The sequence below is a fragment of the Pseudosulfitobacter koreensis genome (genome assembly GCF_024733015.1).
Taxonomy (GTDB): domain Bacteria; phylum Pseudomonadota; class Alphaproteobacteria; order Rhodobacterales; family Rhodobacteraceae; genus Pseudosulfitobacter; species Pseudosulfitobacter koreensis.
In genome coordinates, this window is sequence record NZ_JANKJG010000001.1 from 23,932 (window position 1) to 45,779 (window position 21,848).

General features: G+C 63.6%; 30 protein-coding genes. 12 read left to right on the top strand and 18 right to left on the bottom strand.

Going from position 1 to position 21,848, the window contains the following annotated elements:
- Window positions 1-3: 3 nt before the first annotated feature.
- A complete protein-coding gene (locus NTA49_RS00130) occupies window positions 4-771 on the bottom strand; it encodes a sulfite exporter TauE/SafE family protein (protein WP_258292619.1) in 768 nt (255 codons plus the stop codon).
- Between the two features lie 147 nt (window positions 772-918).
- Between NTA49_RS00130 and NTA49_RS00135 the strand changes: the two genes are divergently transcribed.
- The 3 genes from NTA49_RS00135 (at window position 919) to NTA49_RS00145 (ending at window position 3,644) form a co-directional block, all read left to right on the top strand.
- Entirely contained in the window at window positions 919-2,604 is a 1,686-nt protein-coding gene (locus NTA49_RS00135) for an acyl-CoA dehydrogenase family protein (protein WP_258292620.1), read from the top strand.
- 114 nt (window positions 2,605-2,718) lie between these two features.
- Window positions 2,719-3,246, top strand: a complete 528-nt coding sequence (locus NTA49_RS00140; RefSeq protein ID WP_258292621.1) for a TetR/AcrR family transcriptional regulator — start codon at window positions 2,719-2,721, stop codon at window positions 3,244-3,246.
- Between the two features lie 8 nt (window positions 3,247-3,254).
- Complete coding sequence (locus tag NTA49_RS00145) at window positions 3,255-3,644, top strand: META domain-containing protein (RefSeq protein ID WP_258292622.1); 390 nt, start codon at window positions 3,255-3,257, stop codon at window positions 3,642-3,644.
- Here the strand turns inward: NTA49_RS00145 and recO are convergent.
- The 12 genes from recO to folK form a co-directional block, all read right to left on the bottom strand.
- Window positions 3,628-4,353, bottom strand: a complete 726-nt coding sequence (gene recO / locus NTA49_RS00150) for a DNA repair protein RecO (protein ID WP_258292623.1) — start codon at window positions 4,351-4,353, stop codon at window positions 3,628-3,630. The two genes, NTA49_RS00145 and recO, sit on opposite strands and share 17 nt — an antisense overlap.
- A 2-nt stretch (window positions 4,354-4,355) precedes the next feature.
- On the bottom strand, window positions 4,356-4,685 hold the full coding sequence (locus tag NTA49_RS00155; protein ID WP_258292624.1) for a DUF1491 family protein: 330 nt from the start codon (window positions 4,683-4,685) through the stop codon (window positions 4,356-4,358).
- A 51-nt stretch (window positions 4,686-4,736) separates the two neighbouring features.
- A complete protein-coding gene (era, locus tag NTA49_RS00160) occupies window positions 4,737-5,645 on the bottom strand; it encodes a GTPase Era (RefSeq protein WP_258292625.1) in 909 nt (302 codons plus the stop codon).
- Window positions 5,642-6,328, bottom strand: coding sequence for a ribonuclease III (rnc, locus tag NTA49_RS00165; RefSeq protein ID WP_258292626.1), 687 nt, complete (start codon window positions 6,326-6,328; stop codon window positions 5,642-5,644). Before rnc ends, era begins: the two co-directional genes overlap by 4 nt.
- Before the next feature lie 8 nt (window positions 6,329-6,336).
- Complete coding sequence (gene lepB, locus NTA49_RS00170) at window positions 6,337-7,173, bottom strand: signal peptidase I (protein ID WP_258292627.1); 837 nt, start codon at window positions 7,171-7,173, stop codon at window positions 6,337-6,339.
- 82 nt (window positions 7,174-7,255) lie between these two features.
- On the bottom strand, window positions 7,256-7,660 hold the full coding sequence (gene acpS, locus NTA49_RS00175; RefSeq protein ID WP_258292628.1) for a holo-ACP synthase: 405 nt from the start codon (window positions 7,658-7,660) through the stop codon (window positions 7,256-7,258).
- Between the two features lie 64 nt (window positions 7,661-7,724).
- The gene (locus NTA49_RS00180; protein WP_258292629.1) at window positions 7,725-8,156 is read right to left on the bottom strand and encodes an ABZJ_00895 family protein; all 432 of its coding nucleotides are present in this window, start codon (window positions 8,154-8,156) and stop codon (window positions 7,725-7,727) included.
- On the bottom strand, window positions 8,149-8,898 hold the full coding sequence (locus tag NTA49_RS00185) for a pyridoxine 5'-phosphate synthase (protein WP_258292630.1): 750 nt from the start codon (window positions 8,896-8,898) through the stop codon (window positions 8,149-8,151). The genes NTA49_RS00180 and NTA49_RS00185 overlap by 8 nt, the downstream gene beginning before the upstream one ends.
- A gap of 91 nt (window positions 8,899-8,989) precedes the next feature.
- Window positions 8,990-9,670 (bottom strand): DUF2062 domain-containing protein, encoded by a 681-nt coding sequence (locus NTA49_RS00190; protein ID WP_258292631.1) that lies wholly within the window; start codon window positions 9,668-9,670, stop codon window positions 8,990-8,992.
- Between the two features lie 26 nt (window positions 9,671-9,696).
- The gene (locus NTA49_RS00195; RefSeq protein ID WP_258292632.1) at window positions 9,697-11,838 is read right to left on the bottom strand and encodes a RelA/SpoT family protein; all 2,142 of its coding nucleotides are present in this window, start codon (window positions 11,836-11,838) and stop codon (window positions 9,697-9,699) included.
- Between the two features lie 20 nt (window positions 11,839-11,858).
- On the bottom strand, window positions 11,859-12,215 hold the full coding sequence (rpoZ, locus tag NTA49_RS00200) for a DNA-directed RNA polymerase subunit omega (protein ID WP_261368047.1): 357 nt from the start codon (window positions 12,213-12,215) through the stop codon (window positions 11,859-11,861).
- Between the two features lie 95 nt (window positions 12,216-12,310).
- Window positions 12,311-12,919, bottom strand: a complete 609-nt coding sequence (gene folK, locus NTA49_RS00205; protein ID WP_332844269.1) for a 2-amino-4-hydroxy-6-hydroxymethyldihydropteridine diphosphokinase — start codon at window positions 12,917-12,919, stop codon at window positions 12,311-12,313.
- A gap of 96 nt (window positions 12,920-13,015) precedes the next feature.
- On the opposite strand from folK, the gene NTA49_RS00210 reads away from it, so the two are divergent.
- From NTA49_RS00210 to NTA49_RS00245, 8 genes are all read left to right on the top strand, one after another.
- Entirely contained in the window at window positions 13,016-13,588 is a 573-nt protein-coding gene (locus NTA49_RS00210) for a LabA-like NYN domain-containing protein (protein WP_258292634.1), read from the top strand.
- Between the two features lie 327 nt (window positions 13,589-13,915).
- Window positions 13,916-14,869, top strand: a complete 954-nt coding sequence (ispH, locus tag NTA49_RS00215) for a 4-hydroxy-3-methylbut-2-enyl diphosphate reductase (protein WP_258292635.1) — start codon at window positions 13,916-13,918, stop codon at window positions 14,867-14,869.
- Between the two features lie 21 nt (window positions 14,870-14,890).
- Window positions 14,891-15,286 (top strand): VOC family protein, encoded by a 396-nt coding sequence (locus NTA49_RS00220; RefSeq protein WP_258292636.1) that lies wholly within the window; start codon window positions 14,891-14,893, stop codon window positions 15,284-15,286.
- A 32-nt stretch (window positions 15,287-15,318) separates the two neighbouring features.
- On the top strand, window positions 15,319-15,771 hold the full coding sequence (locus NTA49_RS00225; RefSeq protein ID WP_258292637.1) for a DUF3429 domain-containing protein: 453 nt from the start codon (window positions 15,319-15,321) through the stop codon (window positions 15,769-15,771).
- The gene (locus NTA49_RS00230) at window positions 15,768-16,355 is read left to right on the top strand and encodes a class I SAM-dependent methyltransferase (protein ID WP_258292638.1); all 588 of its coding nucleotides are present in this window, start codon (window positions 15,768-15,770) and stop codon (window positions 16,353-16,355) included. The genes NTA49_RS00225 and NTA49_RS00230 overlap by 4 nt, the downstream gene beginning before the upstream one ends.
- Window positions 16,348-16,809, top strand: coding sequence for a ribonuclease HI (rnhA, locus tag NTA49_RS00235; RefSeq protein WP_258292639.1), 462 nt, complete (start codon window positions 16,348-16,350; stop codon window positions 16,807-16,809). The genes NTA49_RS00230 and rnhA overlap by 8 nt, the downstream gene beginning before the upstream one ends.
- A complete protein-coding gene (locus NTA49_RS00240; protein ID WP_258292640.1) occupies window positions 16,806-17,195 on the top strand; it encodes an NUDIX hydrolase in 390 nt (129 codons plus the stop codon). The genes rnhA and NTA49_RS00240 overlap by 4 nt, the downstream gene beginning before the upstream one ends.
- On the top strand, window positions 17,192-17,815 hold the full coding sequence (locus NTA49_RS00245) for a trimeric intracellular cation channel family protein (protein WP_258292641.1): 624 nt from the start codon (window positions 17,192-17,194) through the stop codon (window positions 17,813-17,815). Before NTA49_RS00240 ends, NTA49_RS00245 begins: the two co-directional genes overlap by 4 nt.
- 21 nt (window positions 17,816-17,836) lie before the next feature.
- On the opposite strand, the gene NTA49_RS00250 is transcribed toward NTA49_RS00245, so the two are convergent.
- Genes NTA49_RS00250 through def (NTA49_RS00270) form a run of 5 tightly spaced genes read right to left on the bottom strand, consistent with a single transcriptional unit; the run spans window position 17,837 to window position 20,531 of the window.
- Window positions 17,837-18,073 carry a hypothetical protein gene (locus tag NTA49_RS00250; RefSeq protein ID WP_258292642.1) on the bottom strand — a complete coding sequence of 79 codons (237 nt, stop codon included), beginning with the start codon at window positions 18,071-18,073 and terminating at the stop codon, window positions 17,837-17,839.
- 9 nt (window positions 18,074-18,082) lie between these two features.
- Window positions 18,083-18,988, bottom strand: coding sequence for a methionyl-tRNA formyltransferase (gene fmt / locus NTA49_RS00255; RefSeq protein ID WP_258292643.1), 906 nt, complete (start codon window positions 18,986-18,988; stop codon window positions 18,083-18,085).
- 27 nt (window positions 18,989-19,015) lie between these two features.
- Window positions 19,016-19,510: a peptide deformylase gene (gene def, locus NTA49_RS00260; RefSeq protein ID WP_258292644.1), complete on the bottom strand. Its 495-nt coding sequence runs from the start codon at window positions 19,508-19,510 to the stop codon at window positions 19,016-19,018.
- Complete coding sequence (def, locus tag NTA49_RS00265; RefSeq protein WP_258292645.1) at window positions 19,507-20,010, bottom strand: peptide deformylase; 504 nt, start codon at window positions 20,008-20,010, stop codon at window positions 19,507-19,509. Before def (NTA49_RS00265) ends, def (NTA49_RS00260) begins: the two co-directional genes overlap by 4 nt.
- Window positions 20,007-20,531 carry a peptide deformylase gene (gene def / locus NTA49_RS00270; RefSeq protein WP_258292646.1) on the bottom strand — a complete coding sequence of 175 codons (525 nt, stop codon included), beginning with the start codon at window positions 20,529-20,531 and terminating at the stop codon, window positions 20,007-20,009. Before def (NTA49_RS00270) ends, def (NTA49_RS00265) begins: the two co-directional genes overlap by 4 nt.
- Before the next feature lie 97 nt (window positions 20,532-20,628).
- Between def (NTA49_RS00270) and NTA49_RS00275 the strand changes: the two genes are divergently transcribed.
- Window positions 20,629-21,798, top strand: a complete 1,170-nt coding sequence (locus tag NTA49_RS00275; RefSeq protein WP_258292647.1) for a MalY/PatB family protein — start codon at window positions 20,629-20,631, stop codon at window positions 21,796-21,798.
- The last annotated feature ends 50 nt before the right edge of the window (window positions 21,799-21,848 follow it).

The window sequence follows — 21,848 nt, forward strand, 5'->3', positions numbered from 1 at the left end:
AGGCTATTCAACCAGCGCGCGACGCACCAGGTTCACCCCTGCCACCAGCAGAACGAACAGCGTCGCGCGGCGGAACAGCACCTGGTCGATCCGGTCCATGACCCGGCTGCCGCAGACCATGCCCAACAGCGCCGGAACGACCATCGCGGCACTCAGCGGCCAGGTCGCCGCGTTCAGCACACCCGACCCGACGTGCGCCCCCACCAACGACACCGCCCCCAGCCCATAGATCACGCCCTGCGCGCGCATCTGTTCATGTTTCTCGGTCCCCAGTGCCGTCAGATACATCACCGTCGGCGGGCCCCAGATGCCGGAAATACCGCCCAGAAACCCGGCAACCGTCCCGATCACCACCTCGAAGACCGTGCTTTGCCCATTCAGCTTCAGCGTCCAGCCAACGATCTGCATCAGCGCAAAACCGGTCACCGGAACCCCGATGATCAGCAGCATCACCTGCATCGGCAGCACACTGACCAATTGCGCGCTCAGAACCAGAACAATCCCGCCCACGATCATGTAGGTCCTGAACTTGGTGATCGACGCCCAGGCGGCACGAGGCCCCTGACGCAGCGCCTGCACTCCGTTCGTGGCCAATGTCGGCAACAGCAGCATCGCCAGCGCCAGATCGGGCGCCAGGAACGTCGACAGCCCCGAAACGAATATCATCGGCATCGCGAACCCCACGACGCCCTTCACGAATCCGGCCAGCAATGCAATCCCGAGGGCAAGTCCGAATTGAAGCGGCGTCAGCAGTGTCAGAAGGATGTCCATGACCCCGCTATACCACCCTGTCCAGCCGCTGCACCTCCAAAAACACGGCGTAACTTTCGATCAAATTGCCGCATGTAAACGCAAATAAGTTGCGCTGCACCTGCGAAGGCCCTATCTCAACCGGCAAGCAAACAAGGGATTTCAGACATGGCGCACGATGGACAAGACATGACTTCGGCTACTTCGGTGATTATGGGCGATCTTTTGGCGACAACCAGCCACGCGATCGCGCCAGTCGATGCGATTCTCGACACCGCCAAGGACAAGCTGCGCGTGATGCTCAGCGAAAATGGCCGTGTCTCCGCCACCCTCGTCGAACAGAACCAGACCGCGGCACACGGGCTGGCGTGGCTGGCGACCTATGCGCAGTCCCTGCACGAGATGCACAAATGGGCGACCGCACTGGATCAGAACGGCCGCTTTGGCGAAGTCGAACAGCTGCTGCTGCAGATCGGTTTCGGCGAATACCTTGCCCAGATCCAGGGCGGCATCGCGATGAACCAGGGCGAGGTCGTGCGCGCGCACGACATGGGCCTGTCTCCCGACGATATGGCGGGCCTGTCCACGCCCGCGATCACCGCACTGATCCAGCATGGCAATACCCAAGCCGCGCGCATCCGTCTGGTCGAGCTGATGCAGGAACGCAGCGCCGAGATTACGGTGGGTGCGTCCGGCCTCGACGAAGAGCTTGAGATGATCCGCGAACAATTCCGCCGCTATGCGCTGGAAAAGGTCGAGCCCTTTGCCCACGACTGGCACCTGAACGACCAGCTGATCCCCATCGAAGTGATCAACGAGCTGGCCGAAATGGGCGTCTTCGGCCTGACCATCCCCGAAGAGCACGGCGGCCTGGGCCTGTCCAAGGCGTCGATGTGCGTGGTCTCCGAAGAGCTGTCGCGCGGCTATATCGGCGTGGGCTCGCTGGGCACCCGCTCGGAAATCGCAGCCGAGTTGATCATCGCGGGCGGCACGGACGAACAGAAAGCCAAATGGCTCCCCGCCCTCGCCTCGGGGGAAAAGCTGCCCACGGCCGTCTTCACCGAACCCAACACCGGCTCTGACCTTGGTGCGCTGCGCACCCGCGCCGTCAAGGATGGCGATGATTACAAGGTCACCGGCAACAAGACGTGGATCACCCACGCCTCGCGCACTCATGTGATGACGCTGCTTGCCCGAACCGATCCGACCACCACCGACTACAAGGGCCTGTCGATGTTCCTGGCCGAAAAGACACCCGGCGACGACGCGAACCCCTTCCCCACCGACGGCATGACCGGCGGCGAAATCGAGGTGCTGGGCTACCGCGGCATGAAGGAATACGAGCTGGCCTTCGACAACTTCCACGTGAAGGGCGAAAACCTGCTCGGCGGCGAAGAGGGCAAAGGCTTCAAGCAGCTGATGGAGACCTTCGAATCCGCCCGCATCCAGACCGCCGCACGTGCCATCGGCGTGGCCCAATCGGCGCTGGATATCTCGATGCAATACGCCATCGACCGCAAGCAGTTCGGCAAATCGCTGATCGAATTCCCCCGTGTCGCAAACAAGCTGGCGATGATGGCCGTAGAGATCATGATCGCCCGCCAGTTGACCTACTTCAGCGCCTTCGAGAAGGACCAGAGCCGCCGCTGCGACGTCGAGGCCGGAATGGCCAAGCTGCTCGGCGCACGCGTGGCATGGGCCGCCGCCGACAACGGCTTGCAGATCCACGGCGGCAACGGCTTTGCACTGGAATACAAGATCAGCCGCGTGCTTTGCGATGCGCGCATCCTCAACATCTTCGAGGGGGCCGCCGAAATCCAGGCTCAGGTCATCGCCCGCCGCCTGCTGGGCTGACCTGCCGCTTTTGCGGGCACCCCCGCCCTGCCACACCGCAAGCTTTCGCGTATATGCTGCACCCGCAGCATATGCCGCTTGTGACCTGCGCAGCGACGCTCTACGCTTAAATCCATGAAACATGCCCGTCTCAATCGCGAGAAGTGGATCAGCGCAGGTATCACCGCCCTGCGCAGCGATGGCCCGCCCGCGTTGCGCGCCGAACCCCTGGCAAGGCGCATGGGCACGACCAAGGGCTCGTTCTATTGGCACTTCACCGATGTCCCGGCCTTTCACGCGGCCCTGCTGGACCATTGGAAAAGCGAGGCGTTCGCCGATGTGGTCGCACTGCTGGAAGGTGAAGGCTCCCCCGCCGACCGCCTGCAGGACTTCGGCACCCAGGTGCTCGACGACACCACAGCCCCTGCGATCCGCTCGTGGGCGCGCGAGAACAAGGACGCCGCCGATGCGCTGGCGCAGGTCGACGCCGAACGTCTGACCTACATGGCGACGCTGCTCACGCAACTGGGCCTCAAGAACCCTGATTTCGCCCGCGCCGCCTATGGTGCGCTGATCGGAATGCCGATGCTGCCCAAATCCGAACGGCACGATTCCGCCAATGCCTATACCGCGTTGATCGACCTCGTGTTGGCGTTGCGCTAGTCAATGCCATGCGCATTGCCCTGATCCTCGCACTTACCTTCGCCGCCGCCTGCAAGGCAGATGAGACCGCCCGCGCCTATGGGGCCGGGGACAAGACCTGGGTCCTGACTGAAATCGACGGGCAACCGTTCAGCGCCACAGCAACCCTCAACTTCCCCGAAACCGGCAAGATCGCGGGTCAGGGTCCGTGCAACGGCTATGCGACCACCATGTCCGTGCCCTATCCGTGGTTCGAAACCGGCCCGCTGCGCGCCACCCGCCGCACCTGCCCTGAAATCGCGGACGAAAGCCGGTATTTCAATGCGCTGGCCTCCATGACGCTGATCGAGGTACTGGGCGACGTGATGATCCTGAAGAATGAAAAGGGCCGCGAACTGCTGTTCAGAGCCGCCGACTGAACGCCTCGACAAAGCGCGCCCGTGCCACGGGCAACGCACGGTTGCCCTGATCGCCCGCCAGATGCGCCGACAGAAAGTGACCCGTGGTCTTCAACCCTTCGGCAATCTCGGTGTCCGGCGCTTCGCCGCGCCCGCGCAGCACATCAGGCAGCGGCAACATCCTGTCCGCCCATTCGCCCGCCCCCTCGGCTGACACGGCACGTCCCGACCTGGGCGAGACATAGACCAGCCCCTCGGTCTTCCCCGTCACCGCGCAGGCAGTCAGATCCAGCCCGTAACCCATCTCTTCCAACAGCGCCAATTCCCAGCGCAGATAGGCCAGCGGCCACAAATCCTCTTGCCCCATCAGGTCCAGCAACCCTTCGGTGCGACGGTAAAGCGGCGCGTGAACCTCGCGCTCGGGCAGGCAAAAGCACAACAGCGCCGTGACCGCGTTCAGCCCGGCCAGCGACATCCGGTCACCCATCGCCTGCGCCGCCCTGCTGCGCACCGGCTCGACGGTGAAGCTGCCGATGTGATCTTCCAGCCGCGCGCGCCACGCCACGTCCAGCTGCGCGCCGGGCTGCAGGATCGGCGCGATCTTGCGGCTGGTGCCGCCCCGGACAACGCCCGCGTGGCGTCCCCGCTCTTCGGTAAACACTTCGATGATGACTGAGGTCTCGCCGTGTTTGCGCGCGGCCAGCAATATGCCCGTTCCCCGCCAGTCCATGCTCAGGCCAGCCCGTCATGATCCAGCAGATGCCGCCCCGCACGGTCCTCGACCTCGATCACCCACAGATCGGGATCGAACCCGCGCTGGCGCGTCACCACCGCATCCACATCCGCCTCGACGCCCTTGGCAAGCTCGGCCCACACACGCGTGTCGCTGGACAGATCGAAACTGCGTTGAAACACCGTCGCCTGCCCGTCCAGCGTGTTCAGCTTGACCAGAACCGCCCCGCCAGTGTCATCCCCATGCGCCGCCACAAAGGCCGGAATATCGAACAGCCGCAGCCGCGTCAGATAGGCATCGACCCAAAAGCGCGCGGTCAAACGGCTCATGGCTTCATCTTGCCCGACAAACTCCCCCCGGAGGGTCGCTTGGCCACAGGATCAGGCGTTGCCATCTTTGAAATCCAGCCCCATTTCCGAATAGCGCTCGGCCTCTTCCTGCCACTTCTCGCGCACCTTCACCTGCAAGAACAGGTGCACGCGACGGCCCAGGAACTCCTCCAGCTCGGTGCGGCTGGCCTTCGAGACGGACTTGATCGTCTCGCCCTTATTGCCCAGCACGATGCCCTTGTGACCATCACGGCTGACGTAAACCACCTGGTCGATCCGCGCGGTGCCGTCAGGGCGCTCTTCCCAATGCTCGGTCTCGACCGTCAGCTGGTAGGGCAGCTCCTGATGCAGGCGCAGAGTCAGCTTTTCACGGGTCATTTCGGCGGCGATCATCCGCATCGGCAGATCGGCGATCTGATCTTCCGGATACAACCAAGGCCCCTCGGGCAGTTGCCCCGCCAGCCAGGCGCGCAGCGCATCGACGCCAAATCCCTTCTCGGCGGAAATCATGAAGGTCTCGACGAAGTTGTAGCGCTCGTTCATGTCCTTGGTCAGCCCCAGCAGAACCTGCGATTCCACCCGGTCGATCTTGTTGATCGCCAACGCAACCTTGCGGCCCTCGCCGATGTTGCCCAAGCCCTCCAGAATACGCTCCACGCCTTCGGACACGCCCCGGTGCGCCTCGATCATCAGCACGACCACGTCGGCATCCGCAGCCCCGCCCCACGCGGCTGCGACCATCGCGCGGTCCAGCCTGCGGCGTGGCTGGAACAGGCCGGGCGTGTCCACGAACACGATCTGCGCATCGCCTTCGATGGCGACGCCGCGGATGCGCGTGCGGGTGGTCTGGACCTTGTGGGTGACGATCGACACCTTGGCCCCGACCATCCGGTTCAACAGGGTGGATTTGCCGGCATTCGGCTCTCCGATCAGGGCGACGAAACCGGCGCGGGTGTTCATTGGGTCTTCTCCATTTGCGCCAGCAATGCGGCGGCGGCGGCCTGTTCGGCCTGACGTTTCGATTTCGCGGTCGCCTGCGCAGATGCGCCCGTGGTCAGCTGTGCGGCAATGGTAAACACCGGCGCATGATCCGGCCCCTCGCGGCCCACCTCGACATAGCGCGGCGGTTGCAGCCCTTTGGCCTGCGCCCATTCCTGCATCGCGGTCTTGGCGTCGCGGGCATCGGCATCGACATCGCCGATGCGCTTGCCCCACAGCCGGATGATCATCGCCTGAGCGGCATCAAAGCCCGCGTCCAGATAGACGGCGGCAATCACCGCCTCCATCGCGTCGCCCAGCAGCGCCTCCTTGCGGCGCCCTCCCGACAGCATTTCCGACCGGCCCAGCCGCAGCACGGCGCCCACGTCGATTTCGCGGGCCACGTCGGCGCAGGTTTCCTTGCGCACCAGCGCGTTGAAACGCGGTGCCAGCTTGCCCTCGGCGGCCTCGGTGTCGGCCTCAAGCAGCGCTTGCGCCATCGCCAATCCCAGCACCCGGTCGCCCAGGAATTCCAGCCGCTGGTTGTCGCCCCGCGTCGGCGACGACATCGAGGCATGGGTCACCGCTTCGGTCAACAGGCCGGGATCGGCGAATGCATGTCCGATCCGTTTCTGAAAGTCCCTGAGCTCGTTCGAAATCTTCATCAAATCGCCTAGTGGATACCCTTGAAGAACCGGTCGCCGCGCCATGTCCAGAAGAACAGCATTGATCTGCCCGCGGACGAGAACATGATGCGGTCGGCCCGCCCGATCAGGTTTTCATAGGGCACAAAGCCGACACCCCCGGCCAATTGCGCAAACCGGCTGTCGGACGAGTTGTCGCGGTTGTCGCCCATGAAGAAGTAATGCCCCTCGGGCACCTGAAACACGTTGGTGTTGTCAGACCCCTGATCGGTCATGTTCAGCACAGTGTAACTCACACCATTGGGCATCGTCTCGATAAATCGCGACTTGTTGCATGTGCCGCCTTCGCCGACGGGCCCGTTTTCACAGCGCGGCACCAGACCTTGCGGCCCCTGCCGCGTCATCGGCTCCGAGAACGTGCCCGCAGGCTCCTGCGGCAGCGGCTCGCCGTTCAGGATGACAACGCCGTCCTGGACCTGCACTGTGTCGCCCGGCGCGCCGATCAGGCGCTTGATATAGTCGCGGCCCGACACCGGATGCCGGAACACCACCACATCGCCGTGCTGAGGCGTGCCGCCGAACAGGCGCGTGTTGTCACCGTCAAAGACACCGCAGATGTCCTCGGCGTCGACGTTGATGCCGAAACGCGGCATGATCACGCTGGGGCACGAAGCATAGGAATATCCGTAGACCATCTTGTTCACGAACAGGAAATCGCCGATCAGCAGCGTCTCTTTCATCGACCCGGACGGAATCCAGAACGGCTGAAAGAACAGGGTGCGAAACACACCCGCAATCAGCAATGCATAGACGATTGTCTTGATCGTTTCGACGAATCCGTTACCGGATTTTTCCTTGGCAGCCATGTCGGCGCTCCCCGCGTTGGTCAGGATGCTACATGCGGGTGCAATGCATGGGTGTCAAGGCAGGCCATCTGCGGCCAAAGCGTCAACCTACTATGGGCCGCGCTTCGATCAGCACGAAGGCCTGCGCCCAAGGGTGATCGTCGGTCAGGGTCACGTGAATGATCGCCTCGTGTCCCGGCGGCGTCATTTGCGCCAGCCGGTCGGCGGCCCATCCGGTGACATGCATCACCGGCTGTCCGGTACGCAGGTTGCTGACGGCCATGTCCCGCCACGCGATGCCCATGCGCAGCCCGGTGCCCAGCGCCTTGGAACAGGCCTCCTTGGCGGCCCACCGTTTGGCATAGGTGCCCGCCACGTCCCTGCGACGCTCGGACTTGGCCTGTTCGATCTCGGTGAACACGCGATTGCGAAACCGGTCGCCAAAGCGGTCCAGCGTGCCTTGAATCCGCTCGATGTTGGCAAGATCCGTGCCGATGCCAAGGATCATCGCGCAGGCCCTCTACAATCGCCAGGCAAGAAAGACGTCATGCAATCACCTTCCCAAGCGCGCCTTATGGCAACCGCCGCATTTCGCTGCGCGCCCCCAGGGCAAAGAACACCCGCGCGACCAGCACATAGACAATCGCCATCACCGCGACCATGGCCGCGATCAGCCCCAGGCTCAGCCCGGTCAGATCCCCCAGCATCAGCGGTGCCACCACCAAAACCACGGCGGCCAGCAGCATCGACAACATCACGCCAAAGAGGGCAAACAGCCCCGCCATCTTCCACGCCTCGCGGTTGGTCGGTCGCCGCTCGGTGGCGCGGGTAAACCGCGCCCCTTCGTTCAGCGTGGTCAGCATGATCGGGATCAGCGACACACCGCCCGAGTTCAGGTTGATGCCCGCATAGGTGCGGATCAGGTACAGCAGGATCGGCAAGCCAATGCTCAGCGCCAGATAGATCGTCGCAAAGCGCGGTATGTTGAAGCGATAGCTATCCACGGGCGTCCTCCATCAGGCGGCGCATTTCCGCGATTGCAGGCTGTAACCCGCGAAAGATCGCCTCGCCGATCAGGAAATGGCCGATGTTCAACTCCATCACCTCGGGAAACGCCGCGACCGGCTGCACGGTTTCATAGGTTAGCCCGTGGCCCACGTGCACCTCCAGCCCCAGCCCATGCGCAAAGCCCGACATCTCGCGCAGCGCCTCCAGCTCGCGGTCGCGGTCCTCGATGCGCCCTTCGTGGTGGGCATCGCAATAGGCCCCGGAGTGCAGTTCGATCACCTGCGCGCCGATGCGGTGCGCCGCTTCGATCTGGCGCTTGTCGGCAGCGATGAAGATCGACACCCGGCACCCGGCGTCGCGCAGGGGCGCGATGAAATGCGCCAGACGGTTCTCTTCGCGCGCCACTTCCAGCCCGCCCTCGGTCGTGCGTTCCTCGCGCTTTTCCGGCACGATGCAGACCGCGTGGGGGCGGTGCCGCAGGGCAATCTTCTGCATCTCTTCCGTGGCTGCCATCTCGAAGTTCAGCGGCACGGTCAGCACCTCCATCAGCCCCTCGATGTCGGCGTCGGAAATATGCCTGCGGTCCTCGCGCAGGTGCGCCGTGATCCCGTCGCACCCGGCCTCTTGCGCAATCCGCGCCGCCCGCAGCGGGTCGGGCGTGTCGCCGCCACGCGCGTTGCGCACCGTTGCCACGTGGTCGATGTTCACGCCAAGACGAAGGGGGCCAAGCGGTTTCATAAGGTTACTCCAGATCTTATTTGCGCCGCAGACTAATACCGGCGCGCCCCAAGCGCGAGGGCTTCTTTGTACCGATACACAAGGAGCGCCCTCAGTCCCGGTCCGGGCGGGCTTCGGACTTGCTGGCGGCCTTCGCCGCCGCCTTCTGCGCCGCCTTGGACTTCAGCGCCTCGAATTTGGCCTTGATCGCGCCCTTGCGCCGTTTCTGATAGGCACGCAGCAGCGGGACCGCCATGTAATAGGCGATGCCACCGCAGATCACGCCGGGAATGATGCCGCCAACGAGGTAGGGAAAGAATATCTCGTGAAAGAACCGCTCAAGCCCCGCCCAATCGGTCGGATTGCCCTGAGCCACAGCAATCAGATTATCCCACAGGTCGGACGCGGCATCGTAGAACTTGCCGCCGAACGACCGGTGTGCGTCGTCCTCCATCTGGGTGCCCAGCAACCAGTGGCCGGTTTTCAACGATGCAATCCCGATGGGCACATAGGTCAGCGGATTGCCAAAGAACGTGGCCATGAGTGCGGCCAGAATGTTGCCGCGCATCGCCGTGGCCACGGTCGCCGCCACGATGAAATGCATCCCGTAGAACGGCGTGAATGTGGTGAACACGCCCGCACAGATGCCGCGCGCGATGCGCTCGGGCGTGTCGGGCAGCCGCCGCACCCGGTGCTTGACGTAATGAAACGCACGGGCCCAGCCACCGCGGGGCCACAGGGCTTCGGCCAGTGCGCGCAAGATCGGCTTGGAGTCTCGACGTTTGAAGATCACCGGGGCAAGATCCTTCCCTTGCGGGCTCAGCGCGCGCGTGCCGGTTCGGCCGCGCCATGTGTGACATCGCGGAAGCGTTCGATCGACGCAACCTCGCTTTCGGCTTCGAGGGTAAGCATCAGCGAATGCAGATGCTCCACGTCCCGCAGTTCAACATTAATCAGCAACCGGTAAAAGTCCGGTTTCCTGTCGAGGAACTCAAGATTGGAGATATTTGCGCTGCTGTCGCCAATCAAGGTGCAGATGCGCCCCAAAACGCCTGCATCGTTGCCGATAGTAAGATCAAATGTCGCACCATAGACCGCCGGATGGCTGCCGTCATGCCAATGCAGGTCCAGCCAGCGTTCGGGCTGGTTGTCAAAATCCACCAGCCGCTGACAGTCGATGGAATGCACGACCACGCCCTGCCCGCGATAGGTGATCCCGACGATCCGCTCGCCGGGCAGAGGCTGGCAACAGGTCGCGCGGTCAAAGCTTTGACCCGGCGAAAGCCCGATCACCGCGCGCCGCTTGTCGACCTTCTTGCCAGGTTTCGGTGCCAGATCGGGATAGATCGCCTGCACCACTTCGCGCCCCGTCAACTCGGCACTGCCCAGCCGCGCCAGAACCTCGTCGCCCGAAGACAGGCGCAGGTGCTTGGCCACGGTGTCCAGTGCCTTGTCCGTCGCCTTGCGGCCCACATGCGAAAACGCCGAACGTGCCAGTTCCTGCCCCAGCTTGATGAACCGCTCGCGGTCCGCCTCGCGCAGGGACCGGCGCACCGCCGACTTTGCCTTGCCGGTCGTCGCGATTTCCAGCCAGGTCACCTGCGGCGTCTGCCCTTCGGCGGTGATGATCTCGACCGACTGGCCGTTCTTCACCCGCGTCCACAGCGGCACGCGCATCCCGTCGACCTTCGCCCCCACGCAGGCGTTGCCGATGCGGGTGTGGATCGCATAGGCGAAATCAATCGGCGTCGCCCCGCGTGGCAGCTTCACCACGTCGCCCTTGGGCGTGAAGCAGAACACCTGATCCGAATACATCTCAAGCTTCACCGCTTCGAGAAAGTCGTCGTGATCATCCTCGTCGTTGAACTGTTCGGTCAGGCCCGCGATCCACTTGACCGGATCGACAGCAAAGGGGTTCTGCGACCGCACGCCATCGCGGTACGACCAATGCGCCGCCACACCGCTTTCGGCCACGTCGTGCATCTGACGGGTGCGGATCTGCACCTCGACCCGCTTGCCGTCGCGGCCAGACACGGTGGTGTGGATCGACCGATAGCCGTTGGTCTTGGGCTGGCTGATGTAATCCTTGAACCGCCCCGGCACCGCACGCCAGCGCTGGTGGATCGCGCCCAGCGCACGATAGCAATCCTCTTCACTGCCGGTGATCAGCCGAAAGCCATAGATGTCGGACAGCCGCGAAAACGACAGGTCTTTCTCCTGCATCTTGCGCCAGATCGAAAACGGCTTTTTCGCGCGGCCAAAGACATCTGCCTCGATCCCGGCCTTTTCAAGCTCGTGGCGCATGTCGTTGGTGATCCGCTGGATCACATCACCGGTTTCACGTTGCAGTGTGACGAAACGGCGGATGATCGACGCGCGCGCCTCTGGGTTCAGCACGCGAAAGGCCAGATCCTCCAGCTCTTCGCGCATCCACTGCATGCCCATCCGCCCCGCCAGCGGCGCAAAGATGTCCATCGTCTCGCGGGCCTTCTGCACCTGCTTGTCCACGCGCATGGACTTGATCGTGCGCATGTTGTGCAAACGGTCGGCCAGCTTGACCAGAATCACCCGCATGTCCTTGGACATCGCCATGAACAGCTTGCGAAAGTTCTCGGCCTGCTTGGTTTCCAGCGAACTCAGCTGCAGATTGGTCAGCTTGGTGACGCCGTCGACCAACGTGGCCACGTCGTCACCGAACAGTTGCGATACCGTCTTGTAAGAGGCTTTGGTGTCTTCGATCGTGTCGTGCAGCAATGCGGTGATGATCGTGGCATCATCCAGTTGCTGCTCTGTCAGGATCGCGGCGACGGCCACGGGGTGCGTAAAGTACGGCTCGCCGGAATGGCGAAACTGTCCTTCGTGCATCGCACTGCCGTAATCATAGGCAGCGCGAAGCTGTTTCTCGTTTGTCTTCGGGTTGTAGTTTCGGACCAGCGCGATCAGGTCGTCGGCAGAGATCATTTGGTCCGCACCTTGAGGCGTTAGCCTTGCCCCTGAGCCGCCATCAACTGACGCAGCAGCATTTCTTCGGTCATGCTGTCTTCGTCCGGCTTGTCGGCTGTTTCCTGACCCATCAAGAGCGCCATTGCGTCTTCTTCGGGCTCATCGACTTCGATCTGGTTCTGGTTGCTTTCGATCATCCGCTCGCGCAGGTCGTCGGCACCTTGGGTCTCTTCTGCAATCTCGCGCAGGGACACGACGGGGTTCTTGTCGTTGTCGCGGTCTACAGTCACAGCCGAGCCAGCCGCAATTTCGCGCGCCCGGTGAGCGGCAAGCATCACCAGTTCAAAACGGTTTGGAACCTTGTCTACGCAGTCTTCGACGGTTACGCGGGCCATATGGGTGCTCCTGCATCGGATAAAACATCAGAAGAAATGTATCTAGGCCGATCCGCACCTGATGACAAGGCGAAAACAGGTCTGCAAGGCACCTGTCACAGCGGCCGCACCTCTGCCAGATCGGCGGCATTCAGCGCATCGCGCATCTCGATCACGCTCAGCCCCGACAAGGGATGCACCCAATCGGGGGCCACATCCGCCAGCGGCACCAGCACGAACGCGCGGTCCTGCATCCGCGGGTGCGGCAGAACCAGCTGATCAGGCGCTGCCGACCTTTGCTCTTCCAACGGCAGATCACGCCACTGCGCATAGGTTTCGGCATCGGGCAGCACCCGGTCCCCGACCGCGATCAGGTCCAGATCGACGGTGCGCTGGCCCCATCTGTGTACGCGGGCACGGCCCAGATCCGCCTCGATCCGGTGCAGCGTCGCCAGCATCTCCTCCGGCGACCCACTCCACTCCAGGTTGATTGCGGCGTTCACATAATCGGGACCGGCCCCGGCGGGAAAGCAGGGCGTTGCATAAAAACGGCTGATCGCGCGAATCACCACGCCGGAGTCCGCTATGAGCGCGCAGGCCCTTTTCAGTGTTTCTTCGGGCGTCCCAGCGGAAGATTGCTGATTTGACCCGAGGGCAACCAGTGTATCTGACCGGATTTGCATCAACTGAACGTCCCTTTTGACCCCTGGGGTGCCTTGCGGCATACTCAGAAATACTTATTTTTGCGCGACACGCCCGTCTTAAAGCAACAACACACTCACGGAAACAGGCAGACCGGGCGATTTTCGAAAGGACCTTTCATGTTTTATAAAGACGAGCGGCTTGCGCTGTTCATCGACGGTTCCAATTTGTATGCGGCCGCGAAGGCATTGGGCTTCGACATCGACTACAAGTTGCTGCGTCAAGAGTTCATGCGCCGTGGCAAATTGCTGCGCGCGTTCTACTACACCGCCCTGCTGGAGAATGAAGAGTATTCCCCCATTCGCCCTCTGGTTGATTGGCTGAACTACAACGGCTTCTCGATGGTGACCAAACCCGCCAAGGAATACACAGACTCGATGGGCCGCCGCAAAGTCAAAGGCAACATGGACATCGAACTGACGGTCGACGCGATGGAGCTTGCCCCGCGTGTGGATCACATCGTTCTGTTCTCGGGCGACGGCGACTTTCGACCCCTCATCGAAAGCCTGCAACGCCAGGGCGTGCGCGTCTCTGTCGTCTCCACGATCCGCAGCCAGCCCCCGATGATCTCGGACGACCTGCGCCGCCAGGCCGACAATTTCATCGAACTGGACGATCTGCGCGACGTGATCGGGCGACCGCCCCGCGAAGAAGCGACCCAGCGCACCGCCGAGGTCGCAAGCGAATCCTGAAATCAAACACTGCGGCCAACGTCGTCTCGCGACTGGCTGCACCGTTTGTATATTGTGTTCACACATCACTAATGCCGGACCTCTTCAACGAAGAGGCCCGGTTTTTTCGTTGAATAGACTGATTCAAATAATCGTGTCTGACAGCCTAGCCTCTTCGGTCGCAACCGCGACCCCCCTGAACAGGGGGGGGGGGGGGGGGGGGGTAAGCACAGACGCCTGTGGCCCGTACCGCCCTCGACAAAAGCTGCTGCCAGCAGCGCCGGGGTTTACGCAAGCCCCCCGACACCCTACCTCTAGCCTAACCGCATGCGCCCCCGGAGCCTTTCCATGTCGTCCAAGCCCCCGCTGACCCTCTACCTTGCCGCCCCGCGCGGATTTTGCGCGGGCGTCGACCGCGCCATCAAGATCGTCGAGATGGCGCTGGAGAAATGGGGCGCGCCCGTCTACGTGCGCCACGAGATCGTGCACAACCGCTTTGTCGTGGACGGATTGCGCGACAAGGGCGCGGTGTTCGTCGAGGAACTGGACGAATGCCCCGACGACCGCCCCGTGATCTTTTCGGCCCATGGCGTGCCCAAGGCGATCCCGGCCACGGCCGAGCGCCGCAATATGGTCTATGTCGATGCCACCTGCCCGCTGGTCAGCAAGGTCCACATCGAGGCCCAGCGCCACTCCGATGCAGGCCTGCAGATGATCATGATCGGCCATGCGGGTCACCCTGAAACCGTCGGCACCATGGGCCAGTTGCCCGAGGGCGAGGTGCTGCTGGTGGAAACCCCCGACGACGTCGCCCACGTCAACGTGCGCGATCCCGCGAAGCTGGCCTATGTCACGCAGACCACGCTCAGCGTCGACGACACCGCCGATATCGTCGCAGCGCTCAAGGCGCGCTTTCCCGCCATCGTCGGCCCGCACAAGGAAGACATTTGCTACGCCACGACCAATCGGCAGGAAGCGGTCAAGGCCATTGCCCCCAAATGCGACGCGATGCTGGTGGTGGGTGCCCCCAACTCGTCGAACTCGCGCCGCCTGGTCGAAGTTGGCGCCCGCGCAGGCTGTGACTACGCCCAACTGGTGCAACGCGCCGACGACATCGACTGGCGCAGCCTCGAGGGAATCGCGTCGATCGGCGTGACAGCCGGCGCATCCGCGCCCGAAGTGCTGATCAACGAGGTGATCGACGCTCTGAAGGCGCGTTTCGACGTCACCACCGAACTGGTCGAAACCGCAATCGAGAATGTCGAATTCAAGGTGCCCCGCGTTCTGCGCGCGCATGCCTGACCTTATCCGAGGAAACCGCAGATGCCCAAGACCACCGGCCTCAGTCACCTTGGCCTTGCCGTGCGCGACCTCGACACGACGACCGGCTTTTTCGTCAAATGTCTCGGCTGGCTACAGATCGCCCAGGATCTAAGCTATCCGCGCACCACCCTGACCGATGGCAGCCTGCGGTTGTCGCTTTGGCAGGCAGACGAGGCCGCAGCCGACTTTGACCGCCACAGCCAGATCGGCCTGCATCATCTTGCCCTTGCCGTGCCCGACCGCGACAGCCTGACCCAGACCGCCGAACTGGTCGCAGGCTGGCCCGGCGTCACCGTCGAATTCATGCCTGAACCGATGCAGGGCAGCGCCCGCCACCACATGATGTTCGCCGAACCCGGCGGGCTGCGCATGGAACTGGTCTGGGACGGAACCTGACCCGCGCCAATGATCGAAGGACCACAAGACCGATGACCACGATCCCCCGCGCCCCTCTGGTTCTGGGCCTTTTGGGCCTCATCCCCTTCGTCTGGGGCGCCGCCACCGTGCTCAGCCCCGATCTGGCCGACTGGTCCCTTGCCACCTTCGGCGCGCGCTTCGTCGGGCCCTATGTGCAGTTGTTCTATGGCGCGGTGATCCTGTCGTTCATGTCGGGCGTGCTCTGGGGCTTCGCCACCAAGGCCGAGGGGGCGCAAGCCGCCACCGGCTACGCGCTGTCGGTCATCCCCGCCCTCTGGGCGTTCTTCACCACAGGCAGCGGCCCCGTCGCCGCCGGACTGAACCTGATGGCGGGCTTTGCCGGTCTGTTGTTGCTCGATTTCGCCTTTTGGCGCTGGGGGCTGGCCCCCGCCTGGTGGATGTCGCTGCGCGTGCTCTTGACCGCAATCGTGCTGGCCTGCCTTGCCGTCGGTGTGATCCTATGAGCGACAAGGCGACATTGGACGTCTACGCGGCCCAGGCCGGTGAATACGCCGCGATGAACGACCGCGAAGACCCGCAGCTGACCGATTTCATGGCCGCATTGGGCAAGGGGCGCGTTCTGGATCTGGGCTGCGGGCCGGGCCGGGCCGCCGGGCGCATGGCGCAAGCAGGCTTTGACGTGGTCGCGATGGACGCGGTGCCGGAAATGGTGGCGATGGCCGCGAAACATCCCGGCGTCACGGCGCGATTGGGCACCTTCGACAACATCACCGGCACCTATGACGGCATCTGGGCCAACTTCAGCCTGCTGCATGCCCCGCGCGCCGATATGCCGCGTCATCTGGCGACGATCAAGGCAGCCCTGCGCAGCGGCGGCCTGTTCCACATCGGCATGAAACTCGGCACAGGGTCCGCCCGCGACAGCATCGGCAGGCTCTATACCTATTATACCGAAGCCGAACTGACCGGCCTTCTGACCGATGCAGGCTTTGCCATCGACACCCGCAAGGATGCCCGCGCACATGGACGCAACAAGGGGCTGGACGGCACCTATGCAGACTGGCTATGTCTGCGCGCTCATGGCTGAATTATTCGCATATACCGATGGCGCGTGCAGCGGCAATCCCGGCCCGGGAGGCTGGGGTGCCCTGATGCTCGCAAAGGAAAATGGCGCGGTCGTCAAACAGCGCGAGCTGCAGGGCGGCGAGGCCGCGACCACCAACAACCGCATGGAACTGCTGGCGGCGATCAACGCGCTCGAGGCGCTGGAACGCGCGAGCAAGATCACCGTTGTGACCGACAGCAACTATGTGAAAAACGGCATCACCGCGTGGATCTTCGGTTGGAAGAAAAACGGCTGGAAGAACGCCGCGAAAAAGCCTGTCGCCAATGCGGAACTGTGGCAGCGTCTGGATCTGGCGCAGGCCCGCCATGACGTGACCTGGAAATGGGTCAAAGGGCACGCAGGCCATCCTGAAAACGAACGCGCCGACGCGCTGGCACGCGCGGGCATGGCCCCGTTCAAACCCAAGTCGAAATGAAACAGATCGCCTGCCCCGTCGCGCTGCACCCTGACGGCGCACCGCGCAGGCTGGCTGTTGCGACGTACCCACTGACAGCACTGGTGCTTAGCGACATAGCCCAAGGCATCCGGCCCGAGGCGGCTGCCGCCCACGCGCTTTACGACATCAGCGGACTGGAAACCCGCGCCGCCCTGCTGTTGGGCACATCGGACGACATCGTCGCAGGCGAACGCTGGCACTTTGCGCTTTGTCGCACCGTGCCCCCCGTCCGCGACCGCTGGCAGAACGCAGGTCCCGACGGCACGTTGCACCGCTTCGGCTGGCTGGCGCTGGATGACGCAGCCCACCACGACTTCGCCCCGACCCACCAAAGCGCCCTCGACTGGATCAGGGCCGCACTATGAGCTGGCTCGCACTTCTCGACTTCGGCGCGGTGATGATCTTTGCCCTGACCGGCGCGCTGGTCGCCAGCCGCGCCCAGATGGACCCGGTCGGGTTCCTGTTTATCGCCTGCCTGACCGCAATGGGCGGCGGCACCCTGCGCGACGTGCTTCTGGACCGCAACCCGGTGTTCTGGATCGCGCAGCCGACCTATATCGCGGTCGCCTGCGGGGCCGCCATCGTGGTCTTCTTTACCGCGCACTTGCTGGAAAGCCGCCTGCGCACATTGCTCTGGCTCGACAGTCTGGCGCTCGCCATCGCGGTGCCTGCGGGTGCGGGTGTCGCGCTCGAACTGGGCGCACCGCCGCCCATCGTGATCCTGATGGGCATGATCACCGGCTGCATGGGCGGGCTGATGCGCGACGTGGTCGTGGGCGACGTGCCCGTGGTGCTGAAACAGGGCGAACTTTACGTCTCGGCGGCCTTCGGTGGCGCGCTGGCACTGTGGCTGACATCGACCTACTTCGCGCCAGATGTGCCCGCACTGGTCGCAGGGGCCGCCGTCACATGGGCCCTGCGTGCCGGATCGCTGGCCTTCGGCTGGCAGTTGCCCACCTACCGCTCGACCCCGCCGAAATCCTGAACAGCCCTGCCGACGGCAACGCTATCTGCGCCAATGGGTCGGCACGATGATCAGCGCCCCGATGCTGGACAGGATCGCGTTCAGCCCGGCGCTGTTGAACCCAAACCCGAACATCAGCCGGATGAAATAGAACACGAACGCGCCACCCACGCAGATGATGATGCTTTGCAAAATTCCATTGTGGGTAAAGCCCGAGCGTTCGGAAACATAGCCCACGATGCCCGCAATCACCACGGTGCCGATCATGACGGGAAACATCGCGCGCTCCTAAAGTTTCGAGCCTGCGGGCAGTGCCGTGCCGCGCAGGAACTCCGTGGCATCCTGCGCTCCGCGCCCGGCCTTTTGCAAGCGTGTCAGTTGCACCGCACCGCTTGCGCAAGCAACGGTCAGCGCGTCGTCCAGCACCACGCCCGCCTGCCCCTGCCCTTCGGCAAGTCGGCTACCCAGCACCTTGATCCGCACGCCACCGTGTTCAAACCACGCCCCCGGAAACGGCGAAAGCCCGCGAATTTGACGATCCACCTCGACCGCATCGCGCGACCAGTCCAGCGCCGCCTCTGCCTTGTCGATCTTGTGGGCATAGGTCACGCCCACATCGGGCTGCGCCTGCGGCGTCAGCGCATCCAGCTGCGCCAGCGCGCTTACGATCGCGTCCGCCCCCAGCGTGCTCAGCCTGTCGTGCAACTCTGCCGTGGTTTCATCCGCCCCAATCGGCGTCTCAACCCGCAACAGCACCGGCCCGGTGTCCAGCCCCGCCTCCATCTGCATGATGCACACGCCCGTCTGCGCATCGCCCGCCATGATCGCCCGGTGGATCGGCGCAGCCCCGCGCCAACGCGGCAACAGGCTCGCGTGGATGTTCAGACAGCCACGATCCGGCGCGTCCAGAATAGCCTGCGGCAGGATCAACCCATATGCCACGACCACTGCAACCTCCGCGTTCAACGCGGCAAACTCCGCCTGCGCCTCGGGTGATTTCAGCGAGACCGGGTGCCGCACCTCAAGCCCCAGCGCCTCGGCGCGGGCATGGACTGGCGTGGGCCGGTCCTTCTTGCCACGGCCCGCCGGGCGCGGCGGCTGGCAATAGACCGCGGCGATGTCGTGGCCTGCCTGTACCAGCGCGTCCAGCACCGGCACCGAGAAATCGGGCGTACCCATGAAGACGATGCGCATCGGATGTCCTTTCCTGACGGGTCGTGACTAGCGGGCCTTGCGCGCCTTGCGGATCAGCATGTCCCGCTTCACGCGGCCCAGATTGTCGAAATACATCCGCCCCGCCAGATGGTCGATCTGGTGCTGAACCGACCGCGCCTCCAGCCCTTCAAAATCGCGCCGGTCGATCATTCCATCCGCGTTCAGGAACCGCACCGTGACCTTCTTGGGGCGGGTGATCTCGGCATGGACACCGGGCAGGTTGGGCGAGGCTTCGGTGCCCGCCTCTGTCTCGTCCGACGCCTGGATAACCGAAGGGTTCGCCAGCAGGATCCGGCGGCTGCGGTCGGACGTGGCATCGACCACGGCCACCTGCAACATCACCCCGATCTGCGGTGCAGCCAGCCCGACGCCGGGCATCGCGTCCATCGTTTCGACCATATCGGCCCAAAGCATCCGGATTTCATCCGTGATCGCCGCGACGGGCGCGCAGGCTGTGCGCAGGCGCTTGTCCGGCCAGGGCACGAACGCCCGAACGGTCACGCAGCGCCGCCTTCGTAGTCGGCCAGCAGCGTCGCGCGCGCCTCCGCGTCGATCCGGTCAAATGTCAGAACACCGTCCAGATGATCGCTTTCATGCTGCGCGCAAACTGCATCAAACCCCGTCATTTCGCGGCTCACCCGTGCCCCGTCCATCGCCGTATATGACAACCGCACAGCCGAAGGCCGTGACACATCCGCGGCTACGCCGGGGATCGACAGGCACGCTTCGGAGTTGACCGCGAGGGTCTCGTCCAGCACCTCGATCTGCGGATCGATACACACCAGCGGATCGGACGCACCCTCTTTCCAGCCGGTGTCCATGACGAATATCCGCTGCATCACGCCGATCTGCGGCCCCGCCAGCCCACGCCCCTTCGCGGCATACATCGTCTCCAGCATGTCGGCAGCCAGGATCTGCACCTCGGCCGTCACCTCGCCCACCGCGGCACAGGGCTGCGTCAGACGCGCATCGGGCCACTTCAGGATCGGACGTGTGCTCATGACTTCTCCCGCGCCAGCTCGCGTTTCAGCTTGGTCATCTTGCGGGTGATCATCTGACGCCTGAGCGGCTTGAGATAGTCGATGAACAGCTTGCCATCCAGATGGTCGATCTCGTGCTGCACGCAAGTCGCCCAGAGGCCACCCATCTCTTCGTTGTGCTCCTTACCGTCGCGGTCCGTCCAGCGCACCTGCACCTCGGCGGGGCGGGTCACGTCGGCAAAATGCTCGGGGATCGACAGGCAGCCCTCTTCAAAGACGTTGGTTTCCTCCGAAGATGCGACGATCACAGGGTTGAACATGATCAGCGGGCGCGGCGTCTCGTTTTCATCCTTGACGCAATCCAGCACGATCAGCCGTTCCAGCACGCCGACCTGCGGGGCCGCCAGCCCGACGCCCGGTGCGTCGTACATCGTGGCCAACATGTCATCGCCCAAGCGGCGCAGTTCGTCCGTCATATCGGTGACGGGCGCGCAGTGCTTCTTGAGCCGTGGATCGGGGTGCAAGAGAATGGGGCGTTTCATGGCAGGTCATTTATGCCAACACGGGCTGCGGTGCAACGGCCCCTTGCGCTTGGCGGCTGGGGCGTTAGCAATACGGGCACAATCACAGGAGAGACCCATGAGCTTTGACGAGATCATCGACCGCCGCGGCACCCATTGCGCAAAATGGGACATGATGGAAAAGCTCTACGGCGTTCCCACCGACGACGGGCTGGCGATGTGGGTCGCGGACATGGATTTCAAACCACCCCAATGCGTGATTGATGCGCTTCAGGCGCGGGTCGATCACGGCATGTTCGGCTACTTCGGCGACGACAGCAAATACCGCGCCGCGATCCAGTGGTGGATGAAGGAACGTCATGACTGGCAAATCGACCCTGCGTGGATCTTCACCACGCACGGGTTGGTCAACGGCACAGCGATGTGCATCGACGCCTTCACCAAACCAGGCGACGGGGTTGTGCTGTTCACACCCGTCTACCACGCCTTTGCCCGCGTGATCGAAGCCGCCGACCGCCGCGTGGTCGAATGCCCCCTTGCCGTGAACGATGGCCGTCACGAGATGGACTTCGACGCGTGGGATGCGCAGATGGACGGCAGCGAAACGCTGCTGGTCCTGTGCAGCCCGCACAACCCCGGTGGCCGCGTCTGGACCCGCACCGAGTTGGAGGGCGTCGCAGAGTTCGCCAAGCGGCACGACCTGATCCTGGTCTCGGACGAGATCCACCACGATCTGGTGATGCCGGGTCATACCCACATCCCGATGGCCAAGATCGACGGCATCGCCGACCGTCTGGTGATGATGTCCGCCACGACCAAGACGTTTTCGATCGCAGGTGCGCATCTGGGCAACGTGATCATCGCGGACGAGACCCTGCGCAAGACCTTCGAGAAACGCATGAACGCGCTGGGGCTGTCGCCAAACGCCTTTGGCCTGTTCATGGCAACGGCTGCCTATTCCCCCGAAGGTGCGGCCTGGGTCGATGACCTGATGGCCTACCTGGCCGAAAACGCGCGGATCTTCGACGCGGGGGTAAACGCCATTCCCGGTCTGAAATCCATGCCGCTGGAAGCCACCTACCTCAGCTGGGTTGATTTCTCCGGCACCGGCATGTCGCGCGAGGAGTTCACCCGCCGCGTTCAGGACGACGCCCACATTGCGGTGAACTACGGCCCGACCTTCGGCACCGGCGGCGAAAGCTATCTGCGGTTCAACATCGCAACACAGCGCAGCCGGGTGGAAGAGGCCGTAACGCGCCTGAAAGCCGCCTTCGCCGACTTGCAGTAGGCTCTCAGCCCGCCACAAACGACCCGCTTCGCCCTATCGGCGGGGCGGGC

Bases quoted from the DNA above. Each gene is read 5' to 3' on its own strand.
- acpS (WP_258292628.1), bottom strand. From the start codon at position 7,660: ATGATCCTTGGCATCGGCACGGATCTTGCCAACATCGAGCGGATTCAA.
- NTA49_RS00245 (WP_258292641.1), top strand. From the start codon at position 17,192: ATGAGCTGGCTCGCACTTCTCGACTTCGGCGCGGTGATGATCTTTGCC.
- NTA49_RS00210 (WP_258292634.1), top strand. From the start codon at position 13,016: ATGTTTTATAAAGACGAGCGGCTTGCGCTGTTCATCGACGGTTCCAAT.
- ispH (WP_258292635.1), top strand. From the start codon at position 13,916: ATGTCGTCCAAGCCCCCGCTGACCCTCTACCTTGCCGCCCCGCGCGGA.
- def (WP_258292646.1), bottom strand. From the start codon at position 20,531: ATGAAACGCCCCATTCTCTTGCACCCCGATCCACGGCTCAAGAAGCAC.
- NTA49_RS00230 (WP_258292638.1), top strand. From the start codon at position 15,768: ATGAGCGACAAGGCGACATTGGACGTCTACGCGGCCCAGGCCGGTGAA.
- NTA49_RS00185 (WP_258292630.1), bottom strand. From the start codon at position 8,898: ATGAAACCGCTTGGCCCCCTTCGTCTTGGCGTGAACATCGACCACGTG.
- NTA49_RS00275 (WP_258292647.1), top strand. From the start codon at position 20,629: ATGAGCTTTGACGAGATCATCGACCGCCGCGGCACCCATTGCGCAAAA.
- NTA49_RS00240 (WP_258292640.1), top strand. From the start codon at position 16,806: ATGAAACAGATCGCCTGCCCCGTCGCGCTGCACCCTGACGGCGCACCG.
- NTA49_RS00145 (WP_258292622.1), top strand. From the start codon at position 3,255: ATGCGCATTGCCCTGATCCTCGCACTTACCTTCGCCGCCGCCTGCAAG.
- NTA49_RS00250 (WP_258292642.1), bottom strand. From the start codon at position 18,073: ATGTTTCCCGTCATGATCGGCACCGTGGTGATTGCGGGCATCGTGGGC.
- def (WP_258292645.1), bottom strand. From the start codon at position 20,010: ATGAGCACACGTCCGATCCTGAAGTGGCCCGATGCGCGTCTGACGCAG.
- lepB (WP_258292627.1), bottom strand. From the start codon at position 7,173: ATGGCTGCCAAGGAAAAATCCGGTAACGGATTCGTCGAAACGATCAAG.
- NTA49_RS00135 (WP_258292620.1), top strand. From the start codon at position 919: ATGGCGCACGATGGACAAGACATGACTTCGGCTACTTCGGTGATTATG.
- NTA49_RS00155 (WP_258292624.1), bottom strand. From the start codon at position 4,685: ATGAGCCGTTTGACCGCGCGCTTTTGGGTCGATGCCTATCTGACGCGG.
- NTA49_RS00140 (WP_258292621.1), top strand. From the start codon at position 2,719: ATGAAACATGCCCGTCTCAATCGCGAGAAGTGGATCAGCGCAGGTATC.
- NTA49_RS00130 (WP_258292619.1), bottom strand. From the start codon at position 771: ATGGACATCCTTCTGACACTGCTGACGCCGCTTCAATTCGGACTTGCC.
- folK (WP_332844269.1), bottom strand. From the start codon at position 12,919: ATGCCGCAAGGCACCCCAGGGGTCAAAAGGGACGTTCAGTTGATGCAA.
- rnhA (WP_258292639.1), top strand. From the start codon at position 16,348: ATGGCTGAATTATTCGCATATACCGATGGCGCGTGCAGCGGCAATCCC.
- NTA49_RS00220 (WP_258292636.1), top strand. From the start codon at position 14,891: ATGCCCAAGACCACCGGCCTCAGTCACCTTGGCCTTGCCGTGCGCGAC.
- NTA49_RS00225 (WP_258292637.1), top strand. From the start codon at position 15,319: ATGACCACGATCCCCCGCGCCCCTCTGGTTCTGGGCCTTTTGGGCCTC.
- recO (WP_258292623.1), bottom strand. From the start codon at position 4,353: ATGGACTGGCGGGGAACGGGCATATTGCTGGCCGCGCGCAAACACGGC.
- fmt (WP_258292643.1), bottom strand. From the start codon at position 18,988: ATGCGCATCGTCTTCATGGGTACGCCCGATTTCTCGGTGCCGGTGCTG.
- rnc (WP_258292626.1), bottom strand. From the start codon at position 6,328: ATGAAGATTTCGAACGAGCTCAGGGACTTTCAGAAACGGATCGGACAT.
- NTA49_RS00195 (WP_258292632.1), bottom strand. From the start codon at position 11,838: ATGATCTCTGCCGACGACCTGATCGCGCTGGTCCGAAACTACAACCCG.
- era (WP_258292625.1), bottom strand. From the start codon at position 5,645: ATGAACACCCGCGCCGGTTTCGTCGCCCTGATCGGAGAGCCGAATGCC.
- rpoZ (WP_261368047.1), bottom strand. From the start codon at position 12,215: ATGGCCCGCGTAACCGTCGAAGACTGCGTAGACAAGGTTCCAAACCGT.